Source organism: Aeromonas sp. FDAARGOS 1406, from assembly GCF_019048565.1.
In the GTDB taxonomy this organism is placed as follows: Bacteria; Pseudomonadota; Gammaproteobacteria; order Enterobacterales; family Aeromonadaceae; genus Aeromonas; species Aeromonas caviae.
On the sequence record NZ_CP077378.1, the window covers coordinates 1,284,831 to 1,298,609 of the forward strand.

Below are 13,779 nucleotides of genomic sequence, written 5' to 3' on the forward strand. Positions count from 1 at the left end.
CTCAACAGAGATAAAGGTAGCCGATAGATGTGGCTTAGTTCGCAATCTTTATTTACGCTATAAAACAACTTGAATCCGTGTCTGGTCCCTTGCCGTCATTCCCTGTGCGGCAACCGTACTGAGGTATATAGAATGCGCCTGATCCCGTTGAAGTCTGCCAGCCAGGTGGGTCTCTGGTCTGCCCGTTACATCGTTGACCGCATCAATGCGTTCAAACCCACTGCCGAGCGCCCCTTCGTGCTGGGTCTGCCCACTGGCGGCACCCCGCTCAACACCTACAAGCGCCTGATTGAGCTGCATAAAGCCGGCGAGGTGAGCTTCCAGAACGTGGTCACCTTCAACATGGACGAGTACGTGGGGCTGCCCAAGGAACATCCGGAGAGCTACCACAGCTTCATGCACAACAACTTCTTCAATCACGTGGACATTCGCCCGGAAAACATCAACATCCTCAATGGCAACGCCGAGGATCTGGTGGCCGAGTGCCAGCGCTACGAAGACAAGATCAAGTCCTACGGCAAAATCCACCTGTTCATGGGCGGCGTCGGCAATGACGGCCACATCGCCTTCAACGAACCGGCCTCTTCCCTGGCTTCCCGTACCCGGGTCAAGACCCTGACCGAAGACACCCGCATCGCCAACTCCCGCTTCTTTGGCGGCGACATGGAGCAGGTGCCCAAGCTGGCCCTGACCGTGGGTGTCGGCACCCTGATGGACGCCGAAGAGATCCTGATCCTGGTGGTCGGTCACGCCAAGGCCCAGGCCCTGCAGGCCACCGTGGAGGGTAGCGTCAACCACATGTGGACCATCTCCACCCTGCAACTGCATCCGAAAGGGATTGTGGTGTGCGACGAACCTTCCACCATGGAGTTGAAGGTCAAGACGGTGCGCTACTTCCAGCAACTGGAAGCCGACAACATCAAACACCTCTGAGGAGCCCCCATGTACGCTCTGACTAATTGCACTCTCTACACCGGCAGCTGCGTGCTGACCGGTTATGGCGTGGTCATCGATGGCGACAAGATTGTCGCCATCTCCCGCCAGGCAGAACTGCCCGCCGGCATCGAGCAGATTGACCTCCAGGGCGCCAACCTCAGCGCCGGCTTCATCGACGTGCAGCTCAACGGCTGCGGTGGCGTCATGTTCAACGGTCACATCACCACGGACACCCTGGCCACCATGCAGGCGGCCAACCTGAAATCCGGGACCACCAGCTTCCTGCCGACCCTGATCACCAGCCCGGATGCGGACATGAAGCAGGCCGTCGCCGTCACCCGCGACTACATGGCCGCCCACCCCAACGAGGTGCTTGGCGTCCATCTGGAAGGGCCCTATACCAACCTCAAGCGCAAGGGGATCCACCCGGCCGAACAGATCCGCCAGCCCGCCGACGAGATGATCGACTTCTTCTGCGACAACGCGGACGCCATCGCCAAGATCACCCTGGCGCCGGAGCGCAACAAGCCCGAGCACATCCGCCGTCTGGTGGAAGCCGGCATCCTGGTCTCCGCCGGCCACACCGCCGCCAACTACGACCAGGCCATGGCGGGCTTTGACAACGGCATGCGCTTTGCCACCCACCTCTACAACGCCATGACTCCGACCCTGAACGGTCGCGAGCCCGGCGTGGTCGGTGCCATCTACGATCGCAAGGATGTCTATGCGGGCATCATCGTCGACGGCCACCACGTACACTGGGCCAACGTGCGCCTGGCGCACAGGATGCTGGGGGAGCGGCTGGTGCTGGTCACCGATGCCACCGCGGCGGCAGGTGCACCGGAAGGCTTTGAGAAATTTGATTTTTGCGGCGCAACCGTCTATTTCCGCGATGGTCAGTGCGTCGATGAGAATGGTACACTCGGCGGCTCCGCCCTCACCATGATCGAAGGGGTGGAAAATCTGGTCAAACAGGTCGGATTGCCGCTCGACGAAGCACTGAGAATGGCCACCCTTTACCCCGCTCGCGCCATTGGATGGGACTCGCGTCTCGGTAGTATCCAGGTCGGAAAAATTGCCAACCTCACCGTCTTTGATCAGGCCTTCGCGGTCTGCGGGACCGTGGTTAACGGACACTACACAACACAGTGACACTATGACTGGCGGACAAATAGCAAACGTAGATCTTATCAAGCAGGTAAACAGTGCGGTCGTCTATCGCCTCATTGACCTGCAGGGGCCCATCTCGCGGGTCAAAATTGCCGAGTTGAGTCAGCTGGCCCCGGCCAGCGTGACCAAGATAACCCGGCAACTGATCGAGCACGGTCTCATCAGGGAAACCTCGCCGCAAGCCTCCACTGGCGGGCGCCGCGCCATCTCCCTGACCACCATCAAGCATCGCTTCCAGTTTGTGTCCGCCAAGCTGGGTCGCGGCTACCTGCAGCTCTCCCTGTATGACCTCGACGGCAAGGAGCTCGATCAACACATCACCCAGGTGACCGAGATCGAGCAGCAACCCGTGGTGGACATGCTGCTGCGGGAGATTGGCGCCTTCATCGACGCCAATCAGGATCGCAGCCGCAACCTCATCAGCATCGCGCTGACCATGCCGGGTCTGGTCAACCCGGAATCCGGCATGGTCATCTACACCCCCACCTACCAGATCCGCAACCTGGGGCTCGCCAAGCTCCTGGAGCACCACTTCAACCTCCCCTGCTACGTGGGCAACGACACCCGTTCGCTGGCGCTGGCCGAACACTTCTTCGGCGAGTCCCGCGACTGCATGGACTCCATCTTGGTGAGTGTCCACCAAGGGACGGGATCTGGCATCATCACCAAGGGCAAGGTGTTTCTCGGCCAGAACCGCAACGTCGGTGAAATAGGCCACATCCAGGTCGAACCGCTCGGCAAGCGCTGCCACTGCGGCAACTTCGGCTGCCTCGAGACCATCGCCTCCAACGAGGCCATCGTCGACAAGGTGAAGGAACTCATCAGCCGCGGTCACCTGAGTTCGTTGCAAGAGAAGCACATCACCATCCAGGAGGTGTGCAAGGCGGCGGTGGCCGGTGACGAGCTGGCCCGCAGCGTGATCGAGAACGTAGGGGAGCACCTGGGGCGCGCCATCGCCATCACGGTCAACCTGTTCAACCCCCAGAAGGTGCTCATCGCCGGTGAAATCACCGCCGCCGAAGAGATCCTGATCCCGGCCATCCGCCGCTGTGTCGAGCACCAGTCTCTGCCAAGTTTCCATCGCGGCCTGCCCATCGTGAAGGCGCGCTTCCAGAACCAGCCCACCATCGGCGGCTTCGCCCTGGTCAAGCGCTCCCTGCTGGAAGGGGATCTGCTGCAGATCATCATGGAGCAAAAGTAAGGCCTACCCCTTCGGACACGAAAACGGCAGCCGGTGGCTGCCGTTTTTTTATGGTCTGTTTTCGCAGGTTTACCCCGCCCGGCACGGCTTGAACAGATCCAGCTTGCCGTCATAGACCTGGGTCTGCACGTCCATGATGCCAAGCATGGAGTGGAACAGGTTGTCGTGGGAGAAGCGCTTGCTGGCTGCCTCCTGTTGCAGGCAATCCAGATTGAGCTGACGGTCTGCCTGCAACTGGGGAGAGAACCAGGTCAGGAGCGGCACCCGGGTCTGATCGTCCGGTGCGAATTTGTAGGGGGTGCCGTGCAGATAGAGCCCCATGGCGCCGAGGGATTCACCGTGATCCGACAGATAGACCAGCCCCACGTTGTACTGGCTCTCCAGGCTCTTGAGCTTGTCGATGAGCTGGGCCAGCACCTTGTCGGTGTAGCGGATGGTGTTGTCATAGGTGTTCACCAGCTCTTCGTTGCTGCAGTTCTCGATGTCGCTGCGCGGGCAGTCCGGCAGGAAGACGCGATCGGCGGCCGGGTAGCGGCGATAGTAGGTCGGACCGTGGCTGCCCATCAGGTGGAAGGCTACCAGCTTGCTGCCCTGCTTGCCCTGCATGTCGGCGATCTGCTGATCCAGCCCCTGCAACAGCACCTCGTCATGACAGGCATTGCCGGAGCAGTATGCGGGGAATGCCTTGGGCTCAATCTCGATGGTGGGAACGTTTTTGCACACCCCCTTGCAGCCGCCGTCGTTCTCCTTCCAGAGCACCGAGATCCCGGCATGTTGCAGCACGTCCAGCAAGCCATCCTGGGACTGGGCCCTGGCCTCGTCATAGCCGCGCCGGGTCATGTTCGAGAACATGCAGGGCACGGAGAGCGCCGTGGCGGTGCCGCAGGAGCGCACGTTCCTGAACGAGACCACATTGGCCTCCTTCTCGGTGAAGCCGTTGGTCTCCTTCTTGTAGCCGTTGAGGGAGTAGTTCTGGCTGCGGGCCGTCTCCCCCACCACCAGGAACATCAGGGTCGGCTTCTCATGCTGGCCGATCACCCTGGCATCGGTGCCGATCTGCTGGTAGGGAATGGGAGTGGCGAAGACCACATCCCGGGCGTACTTGTAGAGCCCGTGCACATAGTTGGCGGGCACTATCTCCTTGCCGAGGGACTTGTTGTTGCGCCCGACCGAGGCGTAATCCTGGTAATAGAGGGCGGCAGCCCCCATCAGAAACAGCAAGGAGAGGGCGATGGAACCGAGGCGTAGACCCAGTCCCTTGTACCAGGGACGGGGGTACTCAATCTTCACCCACAGCAGGACCAGCACCGGCAGCAGGCCGGTCAGCAGGAACCAGAGCACCACGGAGCCGTTGAGGTAGGAGCCCGCCTCCCCGCTGTTGGTCTCGATGATGTTCTGCATCATGCCCATGTCGAAGATCACCCCGTACTTGAGCATGGCGTAACTGACCAGGGAGCCGGTCAGGATGAGCAAGGCGAAAAAGGGCTTGAGCAGATAACGGAAGGTAAAGGGCAGGAACACCGCGTTGAGGGCCGCCACCAGTACCAGGGGAATGGAGAGGACAAACCCCGCCTTGACGTGTTCAAGGGCGCTGAGAATGCGATAAAAGTGCAGGAAAATGGGCCAGTTGAAGACCAGTGCAAACAGCAGCACCAGCAACAGATTGACCTTCATCACTCCCAGAGTGAGACGCATAGAGAGACTCCGACAAACCAGTGGAACTAACAACCTGCCAGCAGGCTTCGTGGTGACCATCCCGACACTCAGCCCTGAAAAACAGGACAAGAGCCAGGGAGGTCCAGATACGGGGTCATCCTAGGACGGCAAACTTAAGCGAACATTAAGAGAGGAAATCGAACCACAAGGGGAGGTGCGCGGTCTGGCACATAAAAAAACGGCAGCCCGAGCTGCCGTTCTTGCGAAGGTAAACAAGGTGTGGCACCTGTGTGTTCGCGAACCTGAACAGGGTCGCGGCAATCTCGTCGGAGCCGGGTGAGAGGACCGTTGTGGTCGCCCTCCCCCCTGCCCTGGGTCTCACAGCGTTCCCGAGAGGCAATTACAGGGTCGCGGCAATCTCGTCGGAGCAGGGGAAGAGGACCGTTGTGGTCGCCCTCCCCTTGCCCTTGGGGATCACAGCGTTCCCGAGAGGCAATCACAGGGTCGCGGCGATCTCGTCGGAGATGGAGCCGTTGTGGTACACCTCCTGCACATCGTCCAGATCTTCCAGCATGTCGATGAGGCGCATCAGCTTGGGCGCGGTCTCGGCATCCAGTTCCGCCTCGGTGGAGGGGATCATGGTCACTTCGGCGCTCTCGGGCTTGAAGCCGGCAGCTTCCAGACCGTCCAGCACGGTGCCGAAATCGTTCGGGGTGGTATACACCTCGATGGAGCCGTCCTCTTCGGTCACCACGTCGTCGGCACCGGCTTCCAGCGCGGCGTCCATCAGGGCGTCTTCATCGGCGCCCACGAAGGTCAGCACCCCCTTCTTGGTGAACAGATAGGCCACGGAGCCGTCGGTCCCCAGGTTGCCGCCGCACTTGCTGAAGGCGTGACGCACTTCGGCCACGGTACGGTTGCGGTTGTCGGTCAGGCACTCCACCATGACGGCGGAACCGGCCGGGCCGTACCCTTCGTACACGATGGTCTCGAGCTGCTCGCCGTCACCGCCGCCGGCCCCACGGGCGATGGCGCGGTTGATGGTGTCGCGGGTCATGTTGCTGGTCAGGGCTGCCGCCACCGCCGCACGCAGGCGGGGGTTGTTGGCAGGATCGGCATCACCCAGACGCGCGGAGGTGGTGATTTCGCGGATCAGCTTGGTGAAGATCTTGCCGCGCTTGGCGTCTTGCGCCGCCTTGCGGTGTTTGATGTTGGCCCATTTACTGTGACCTGCCATAGGGACTCTCCGTTATAGTTGGAAATTTCAGTAACACTGGTTGCGCCCAGGGGGAAACGGGAAAGGCCGCATCGCTGCGGCCTTTGTTGCCGATAACGGCTTATTCGTCACCCTTGACGGTGGTCGCAATCGCCAGCTCGCCCAGTTGGGCCGGGTTGGCAAAGCTCGGGGCGTCTGTCATCAGACAGGCGGCCGCCGTGGTTTTCGGGAAGGCGATGACATCCCGGATGTTGTCGGTGCCGGTCAGCAGCATGCTGAGGCGGTCCAGACCGAAGGCCAGGCCGGCGTGGGGCGGGGTGCCGTATTTCAGGGCATCCAGCAGGAAGCCGAACTTCAGGCGCTGCTCGTCCGGGGTGATCCCCAGGATGTCGAACACGGTGGACTGCATCTCGCTGTTGTGGATACGCACAGAGCCGCCACCCACTTCGTAACCGTTGATCACCATGTCGTAGGCGTTGGCGTAAGCGCCCACCGGGTTCGCTTTCAGCTCGGCCGGGCCCAGGTTGCTCGGGGCGGTGAAGGGGTGGTGCATGGCCGCCAGGCCGCCTTCGCCATCTTCTTCGAACATGGGGAAGTCGATGACCCACAGGGGCTTCCAGACGTTCTCCACCAGGCCCAGATCGCGGCCCACCTTCAGGCGCAGGGCGCCCATGGCATCGCACACCACTTTCTTGGAGTCGGCGCCGAAGAAGATGATGTCGCCATCCATCGCGCCGGTGCGGGCCAGGATCTCGCGCACGATGGCGTCAGAGAGGAACTTGGCCACCGGGGACTGCACCCCTTCGAGGCCGCTCCCGGCTTCGTTGACCTTCATCCAGGCCAGGCCCTTGGCACCGTAGATGCCGACGAACTTGGTGTACTCGTCGATCTGCTTGCGAGACAGCTCCGCGCCGCCCGGTACCTTCAGGGCCGCCACACGGCCTTTCGGATCCTTGGCGGGGCCGGCGAACACGGCGAACTCCACCTCGGTCAAGAGATCTGCCACGTCCACCAGCTCCATCGGCAGGCGCAGGTCCGGCTTGTCGGAGCCGAAGCGGCGCATGGCTTCGTCGAAGGTCATGATGGGGAAGTCACCCAGGTCCACGTTCAGGATGTGCAGCCAGAGCTTGCGGATCATCTCTTCCATGATTTCACGCACCTGGGGTGCGGTCATGAAGGAGGTCTCAACGTCGATCTGGGTGAATTCCGGCTGGCGGTCGGCACGCAGGTCTTCGTCGCGGAAGCACTTGACGATCTGGTAGTAGCGGTCGAAGCCGGACATCATCAGCAGCTGCTTGAACAGCTGGGGGGACTGCGGCAGGGCGTAGAACTTGCCCTTGTGCACGCGGCTCGGCACCAGGTAGTCACGGGCCCCTTCCGGGGTCGCCTTGGTCAGCATCGGGGTCTCGATGTCGAGGAAGCCGTGCTCGTCCATGAAGCGGCGCACGAAGGCACTGGCCTTGGCACGGGTCTTCAGGTACTTGGCCATCTCGGGACGACGCAGGTCCAGGTAGCGGTACTTGAGGCTCACCTCTTCGCTGTTGACCTGGTTGAAGTCAAGGGGCAGCGGCTCGGCACGGTTGATGATGGTCAGCTCGTGGGCGAACACCTCGATGGCACCGGTGGCCATGTCGCTGTTGCGCTGGGAGTCGGGGCGGGTACGCACCACACCGGTCACCTGGATGCAGAACTCGCCGCGCAGCTCGGAGGCCAGGGCAAAGGCGTCCGGCTTGTCCGGATCGAAGAACACCTGCACGATGCCCTCGCGGTCGCGCATGTCGATAAAGATGAGGCCGCCGAGATCACGACGACGATGGACCCAACCGCACAATGTAATGGTCTGCCCGGCATGGGCCTCATTGACCTGTCCGCAATAGATAGAGCGCATGGACTTCTTCCTTCGAAATGGTAGAGAGACGGTTCATCCTGGGTCGCCGGGCACGACTGGCAAGCACCGTCTGTCTCACAGCTGGCCAGATCCTGCTTCTTGCCCGGTTTGAAATCTGTCTCGGGTCATCCGGCTCCCCGAGCCGGATTCTTGCCGCCGTCCCAGGCATGCCCCCGCTCCCGACCGGGATGACGAGTGGGCGCCGGGGTATCGGCTGGCGTCGTTGTCTGGCCACTGCCGGGCCGCGATCATCGTCACCCGGGGGCTCGGTCGCGCGCATTACGACAATGTGGCAAACAAAAGGGTTGGCATTATAGAGGAAAACCTCCATTTGGGTAAAATGGCCCGCAGCCCCCTTTACCCTGTTTTTTGTTGTTCTGGCGCAAAAAGGAGGGCAAAAGTGCGCCAACCTGCCGACAGGAACCATCATGAGCCTCTATTTGGGCCTGCCCCAGTGGTCACACCCGGCCTGGCCCGGCCAGTTGCTGGGGATGAATGCCAGGCCCGCCGAGCACCTCGCCGACTATGCCAGGGTGTTCAACTCCGTGGAGGGCAACACCACCTTCTACGCCTCGCCGACCCCGGAGACGGTGCAGCGCTGGGCCGATGCGGTCCCCGACCACTTTCGCTTCAGCTTCAAGTTTCCCAAGGAGATCAGCCACCAGAGCGATCTGGTGAGCGTGGACAAACAGGTGACGGCCTTCATCCGCCTGCTGGCCCCCTTGCATGACAAGCTGGGGCTGCTCAAGCTGCAACTGCCCGCCCGCTTCGGGCCAGAGGGGCTGGCCCGTCTGGATGCCTTCTTCGCGCGGCTGCCCCAGGATTTCACCTATGCCCTCGAGGTGCGCCACCCCGATTTCTTCGCCAAGGGGGAGGCGGAACGGGCCCTCAACCGGATGCTGATGGCGCGGGGCATCAATCGCATCATGCTCGACAGCCGCCCGCTCTTCTCGGTGCCCGCCACCACGGCCGCCATGATCGATGCCCAGGGCAAGAAACCCAGGTTGCCGGTCCATCTGCTGGCCACGGGGGGGGCCCCGGTGGTGCGCCTGATTGGTTTGCCTCAAATCGAGGACAATCACCCTTTTTTGCCACCATGGTTGCCACATTGGAAACAATGGCTCCAGGAGGGCAAGGATCTCTACCTCTTTGTTCACACCGCCGACAATGCCCGGGCCCCCGAACTCGCACGGCAGATCAGCCGCCTGCTCGGCCAGGAGATGGCCCCCTGGCCGGGAGAAAACGATCGCGCCCGCCAGGGGGTGCTGCCCTTTTGAGCGACCCCCTCCCCGCCCCTTCTCCATCCCCAAAAAAAGCCGCTTTTTTTGTGGTCCCACCGGGGTTGGCGTCAAGACAAACGCCCGCCTTTCCTCTACACTAGCGTCCCAAGTAAGGTCCCGGGCCTGGGTGCATGGCAATGCGTTGCCCACCCCAGCCCGGCACCCTGAGGGCCCGGACCATGGCCCGTTGCGAACAGGGGCAGCCCGAAGGATCCCGGAGCAAGCCACCCCGTTCGTCAACCGGTGACGACGCCATTTCGATGCCCGTCCACCCAAGATTCAATTGAATAAAACAGCCGCCCACCACACCGGCTGTCAGGTTGCGTCAGCATGCACGATCAGATTTTTGCCGCCCCTATCGCCCGTCTGGGAGACTTCTGCTTTGACGAGCAGGTCGTCGACGTCTTCCCCGACATGATCCAGCGCTCGGTGCCCGGTTACAGCAACATCATCTCCGCCATCGGCATGATGGCCGCCCGCTACGCCCAGCCCCAGAGCCGCCTCTACGATCTCGGCTGCTCCCTCGGCGCCGCGACCCAGGCCATGCGCCGCCACGTCACCCAGCCCGGTTGCCACATCACGGCGGTGGATCTCTCCCACCCCATGATCGAGCGGGCCCGCGCCCACCTCTCGGGCTTCAAGTCCGAGGTACCGGTGGAACTCATCGAGGCGGACATCTGCGACATCCCCATCGAGAACGCCTCCGTGGTGGTGCTCAACTTCACCCTGCAGTTCGTCGCCCCCGAGAAGCGGGCCGCCCTCATCGCGCGCATCTTTGACGGCCTGCGCCCCGGCGGCATCCTCATCCTGAGCGAGAAGTTCCGCTTCGATGACGAGCAGGTCAACGAGCTGCTCATCGACTTGCACCTCGACTTCAAGCGGGCCAACGGCTACAGCGAGCTGGAAATCAGCCAGAAGCGCACCGCCCTTGAGAACGTGATGCGCACCGACACCCTGGCGGTCCATCAGGCGCGCCTGCGGGACGCCGGCTTCACCCACCTGGACCTCTGGTTCCAGTGCTTCAACTTCGGCTCCATGATTGCCATCAAAGCCAGCGACACCAACTAAGCCATGATCGATTTCGCCCATTTTTATCAACTGATCGCCAAGAACCGGTTGAGCCACTGGCTGCACACCCTGCCCGCCCAGCTGCACGCCTGGCAGCACGACAACCTGCACGGGGATCTGCCGCGCTGGAACCGCGCCCTCGCCAAGCTGCCCGTCGTGGCCCCCGGCCGGATCGAGCTCAAAGAGCGGGTCGCCATCGGCGGCCGCGATAGCCTGGGAGAGGGTGAGCGCAAGAAGACCGAGAGCCTGTTGCGCCAGCTCATGCCCTGGCGCAAGGGCCCCTTCCATGTGCACGGCATCCACATCGACACCGAGTGGCGCTCCGACTGGAAGTGGGATCGGGTGCTGCCCCACATCAGCCCGCTCCAGGGCCGCTACGTGCTGGACGTGGGCTGCGGCAGCGGCTACCACCTCTGGCGCATGGTGGGGGAAGGGGCGAAACTGGCGGTCGGCATCGACCCGAGCCCGCTGTTCCTCTGCCAGTTCGAAGCCATTCGCCACTTCATGGACAACGACCAGCGCGCCCACCTGCTGCCGCTCGGTATCCAGGATCTGCCGGATCTGCGGGCCTTTGACACCGTCTTCTCCATGGGGGTGCTCTATCATCGCAAGTCCCCCATCGAGCACATCGAGCAGTTGCGCAACCAGCTCAAAGACGATGGGGAGCTGGTGCTCGAGACCCTGGTGGTGGACGGCGACGAAAACCAGGTGCTGATGCCCTCCGATCGCTACGGCAAGATGCGCAACGTCTGGTTCCTCCCCTCGAGCGCGGCCCTCACACGCTGGGTCGAGCGCTGCGGGTTCACCGATGTGCGCATCGTCGACGAGAATATGACCAGCACCGACGAACAGCGTCGTACCGACTGGATGATTAACGAGTCCCTGAGTGACTATCTGGATCCACACAATCCTGCACTCACGGTCGAAGGATACCCGGCACCCAAACGTGCCGTACTGATCGCCAGAAAGGCCAAAGACTAGCCGATGGCGGCTGTGGAAGTTACACTGACCCAATTCCAGGAAGCACAGTTAAATGAATGACATGAAAAGCAAATTAAAAGGAATGACCCTGCTCTCCCTGCTCAGTCTCGGCGGGTGTGTCAGTATGGAAAAAGCCCCCCCGGCCCCGACCCTGACGCTGGCCGAGCTGCGCAACGAGATCTCGTTGAGCGAGCAACGTCTGCAAACATCCATGGAACAGCAACAGAAGCAGTATGTGCAGCAACAGCACCTGCTGGTTCAGCTCAACACCGATGTCACCAACATGAAAGAGTCCGTGAAGAAAGTCGACAGCAAGCTGGCTACCCTGCCTCCCGAGCCGCCCAAGGCCATGCCCATTCCCACCGAGAAGTGCCCGGCGCCGAGCCAGGGCCACACCGTCGATGGCAAGCTGCTGGTGGGTGAAGCGGAGTGGATCTGGGTTGACGCCGCCAACGACGCCTTCCAGGCCCGGGTCGACACCGGCGCCACCACCTCCTCCATCAGCGCTCAGGAGATCACCATCTTCGAGCGCAACGGCAAGAACTGGGTGCGCTTCTTCCTGAGCCACCAGGAGATGGACGACAAGATCCAGATTGAAGCGCCCCTGGTGCGTCACGTGCGGGTCCGTCAGGCTTCCGCCGACGATCTCGACCGTCGCCCCGTGGTCCGCCTCGCCGTGCGCATCGGCGACATGACCGAGAAGGCCGAATTTACCCTGAAGGACCGCAGCGACATGACCTTCCCCGTGCTGCTGGGCCGTGAATTCCTCAAAGACATCGCCGTGGTCGACGTGGCCCGCGAATATATCCAACCCAAACCCAAGCTCAAGGATGTGAAATAATCCATGGTTTCCCGTAAGCCGTTCTATCTGCTGGTCGCCCTGCTCTACATCGTCGGCCTGGGGATGACCTTCTATCATCACATCGCGCTGGACGTCCCGCTCACGCCGGGTGAAAAGCGCCAGATCTGGTCCATCGAAGCCAAGCTCGAGTTCGAGGCCACCGGCGAGCCGGTGATCGCCTCCCTGGCCATTCCGGGCACCCAGCCCGGCTTCACCCTGATGAACGAGAACGCCGCGAGCCCGGGCTATGGTCTGTCGTTCGTGGAAAAAGACGGGGATGCCCGCGCCGAGTGGTCCATCCGCGCCGCCTCCGGCCGTCAGGAGCTCTACTACCGGGTCGACATGATGGCCGATGCTCATGCCAAGCCCGCCGCCAACCCGCAGCCGCCCGCCATCGAGAAGCAGATCGAGAGCGAGCCCTACGCCACGGCCATGAAGCAGATCCTGGAGCGCGCCCAGGAGCGCTCCGCCGACGGCTACACCCTGACCCGCGAGATCATCAAGGAGATCGAGAAGCAGGAACAGAATGCCGAGCTGCTCAAGTCCCACAAGAGCCGCGCCAATCTGATTGCCGAGCTGCTCAACAACGCGGACGTCCCGGCCCGGGTGGTTCACGCCCTCAGCCTGGAAGATGGCCGTCGCCGTCAGGAGCTGGTGGATTACCTGCAGGTCTTCAACAGCCCGACCGACTACAAGCTGTTCAACCCGCAAAGCGGTGAACAGGGTCAACCGGCCAACCTGCTGCTGTGGGAGTACAACTCCGGCGCCCTCCTGGACGTCACCGGCGGTCACAACTCCCGCGTCACCTTCTCGATGATCGAGCAGGAGCAACCGGTCAACGTGGCCCTGGCCCAGAAGTTCGAAAAATCCGAGATGATGAACTTCTCCATCCACAGCCTGCCCCTGGAAGAGCAAGCCCTGTTCAAGGGTCTGCTGCTCATCCCCATCGGCGTGCTGATGGTGGTGTTCCTGCGGGTCATCGTGGGGATCAAGACCTCCGGAACCTTCATGCCGGTGCTGATCGCGGTCGCCTTCATCCAGACCTCGCTGGTCACCGGCCTCATCGGCTTCCTGCTGATCGTCGGCACCGGCCTGGTGATCCGTTCCTACCTCTCCAGGCTCAACCTGCTGCTGGTCGCCCGAATATCGGCGATCATCATCATGGTGATCTCGATGATCGGCATCTTCTCGGCGTTCGCCTTCAAGCTGGGGCTGACCGACGGCATGAAGATCACCTTCTTCCCGATGATCATCCTCTCCTGGACCATCGAACGCATGTCCATCCTGTGGGAAGAAGAGGGTCCCAAAGAGGTGTTCCGCCAGGGCGGCGGCTCCCTGCTGGTGGCGGTCATCGCCTACCTGGCCATGGACAACGAGCTCATTCGTCACCTCACCTTCAACTTCCTCGGCCTGCAGCTGGTGCTGATGGCGACCGTGCTGTTGATGGGTAACTACACCGGCTACAAGCTGAGCGAACTCAAGCGCTTCAAGCCGCTGGTGGACGAGATGAAGTCTGGTGCCACCCCGGGTAAGGACAAGTAA

At 62.0% G+C, this 13,779-nt stretch carries 11 protein-coding genes; 8 read left to right on the top strand and 3 right to left on the bottom strand.

The annotated features are described in order from the left end of the window. Positions 1 to 132 precede the first annotated feature (132 nt). Genes nagB through I6L36_RS05870 form a run of 3 tightly spaced genes read left to right on the top strand, consistent with a single transcriptional unit; the run spans position 133 to position 3,307 of the window. Entirely contained in the window at positions 133 to 933 is an 801-nt protein-coding gene (nagB, locus tag I6L36_RS05860) for a glucosamine-6-phosphate deaminase (RefSeq protein ID WP_010674098.1), read from the top strand. A 9-nt stretch (positions 934 to 942) separates the two neighbouring features. Beyond that, positions 943 to 2,088: an N-acetylglucosamine-6-phosphate deacetylase gene (gene nagA / locus I6L36_RS05865; protein ID WP_039039842.1), complete on the top strand. Its 1,146-nt coding sequence runs from the start codon at positions 943 to 945 to the stop codon at positions 2,086 to 2,088. Positions 2,089 to 2,092: 4 nt separating this feature from the next. Beyond that, positions 2,093 to 3,307: an ROK family protein gene (locus I6L36_RS05870; RefSeq protein ID WP_010674096.1), complete on the top strand. Its 1,215-nt coding sequence runs from the start codon at positions 2,093 to 2,095 to the stop codon at positions 3,305 to 3,307. Between the two features lie 69 nt (positions 3,308 to 3,376). On the opposite strand, the gene I6L36_RS05875 is transcribed toward I6L36_RS05870, so the two are convergent. The 3 genes from I6L36_RS05875 to aspS all read right to left on the bottom strand — a co-directional run bounded on the left by I6L36_RS05875 (position 3,377) and on the right by aspS (position 8,067). Next, positions 3,377 to 5,002: a phosphoethanolamine transferase gene (locus I6L36_RS05875; RefSeq protein ID WP_041212708.1), complete on the bottom strand. Its 1,626-nt coding sequence runs from the start codon at positions 5,000 to 5,002 to the stop codon at positions 3,377 to 3,379. Positions 5,003 to 5,459: 457 nt separating this feature from the next. Further along, complete coding sequence (locus tag I6L36_RS05880; RefSeq protein ID WP_104455637.1) at positions 5,460 to 6,200, bottom strand: YebC/PmpR family DNA-binding transcriptional regulator; 741 nt, start codon at positions 6,198 to 6,200, stop codon at positions 5,460 to 5,462. 100 nt (positions 6,201 to 6,300) lie between these two features. Further along, entirely contained in the window at positions 6,301 to 8,067 is a 1,767-nt protein-coding gene (aspS, locus tag I6L36_RS05885) for an aspartate--tRNA ligase (RefSeq protein WP_045525291.1), read from the bottom strand. Between the two features lie 428 nt (positions 8,068 to 8,495). On the opposite strand from aspS, the gene I6L36_RS05890 reads away from it, so the two are divergent. From I6L36_RS05890 to I6L36_RS05910, 5 genes are all read left to right on the top strand, one after another. Continuing rightward, positions 8,496 to 9,344: a DUF72 domain-containing protein gene (locus tag I6L36_RS05890; RefSeq protein ID WP_109112019.1), complete on the top strand. Its 849-nt coding sequence runs from the start codon at positions 8,496 to 8,498 to the stop codon at positions 9,342 to 9,344. Positions 9,345 to 9,677: 333 nt separating this feature from the next. Then, the gene (gene cmoA, locus I6L36_RS05895) at positions 9,678 to 10,415 is read left to right on the top strand and encodes a carboxy-S-adenosyl-L-methionine synthase CmoA (RefSeq protein ID WP_039039846.1); all 738 of its coding nucleotides are present in this window, start codon (positions 9,678 to 9,680) and stop codon (positions 10,413 to 10,415) included. Between the two features lie 3 nt (positions 10,416 to 10,418). Further along, positions 10,419 to 11,396, top strand: coding sequence for a tRNA 5-methoxyuridine(34)/uridine 5-oxyacetic acid(34) synthase CmoB (gene cmoB, locus I6L36_RS05900; RefSeq protein WP_109112020.1), 978 nt, complete (start codon positions 10,419 to 10,421; stop codon positions 11,394 to 11,396). 82 nt (positions 11,397 to 11,478) lie between these two features. Then, a complete protein-coding gene (locus tag I6L36_RS05905) occupies positions 11,479 to 12,237 on the top strand; it encodes an ATP-dependent zinc protease (protein WP_010674089.1) in 759 nt (252 codons plus the stop codon). A 3-nt stretch (positions 12,238 to 12,240) separates the two neighbouring features. Next, positions 12,241 to 13,779: an inactive transglutaminase family protein gene (locus I6L36_RS05910; protein ID WP_041215543.1), complete on the top strand. Its 1,539-nt coding sequence runs from the start codon at positions 12,241 to 12,243 to the stop codon at positions 13,777 to 13,779.

Bases quoted from the DNA above. Each gene is read 5' to 3' on its own strand.
- cmoB (WP_109112020.1), top strand. From the start codon at position 10,419: ATGATCGATTTCGCCCATTTTTATCAACTGATCGCCAAGAACCGGTTG.
- I6L36_RS05905 (WP_010674089.1), top strand. From the start codon at position 11,479: ATGACCCTGCTCTCCCTGCTCAGTCTCGGCGGGTGTGTCAGTATGGAA.
- nagB (WP_010674098.1), top strand. From the start codon at position 133: ATGCGCCTGATCCCGTTGAAGTCTGCCAGCCAGGTGGGTCTCTGGTCT.
- nagA (WP_039039842.1), top strand. From the start codon at position 943: ATGTACGCTCTGACTAATTGCACTCTCTACACCGGCAGCTGCGTGCTG.
- aspS (WP_045525291.1), bottom strand. From the start codon at position 8,067: ATGCGCTCTATCTATTGCGGACAGGTCAATGAGGCCCATGCCGGGCAG.
- I6L36_RS05870 (WP_010674096.1), top strand. From the start codon at position 2,093: ATGACTGGCGGACAAATAGCAAACGTAGATCTTATCAAGCAGGTAAAC.
- I6L36_RS05890 (WP_109112019.1), top strand. From the start codon at position 8,496: ATGAGCCTCTATTTGGGCCTGCCCCAGTGGTCACACCCGGCCTGGCCC.
- I6L36_RS05910 (WP_041215543.1), top strand. From the start codon at position 12,241: ATGGTTTCCCGTAAGCCGTTCTATCTGCTGGTCGCCCTGCTCTACATC.
- I6L36_RS05880 (WP_104455637.1), bottom strand. From the start codon at position 6,200: ATGGCAGGTCACAGTAAATGGGCCAACATCAAACACCGCAAGGCGGCG.
- I6L36_RS05875 (WP_041212708.1), bottom strand. From the start codon at position 5,002: ATGCGTCTCACTCTGGGAGTGATGAAGGTCAATCTGTTGCTGGTGCTG.
- cmoA (WP_039039846.1), top strand. From the start codon at position 9,678: ATGCACGATCAGATTTTTGCCGCCCCTATCGCCCGTCTGGGAGACTTC.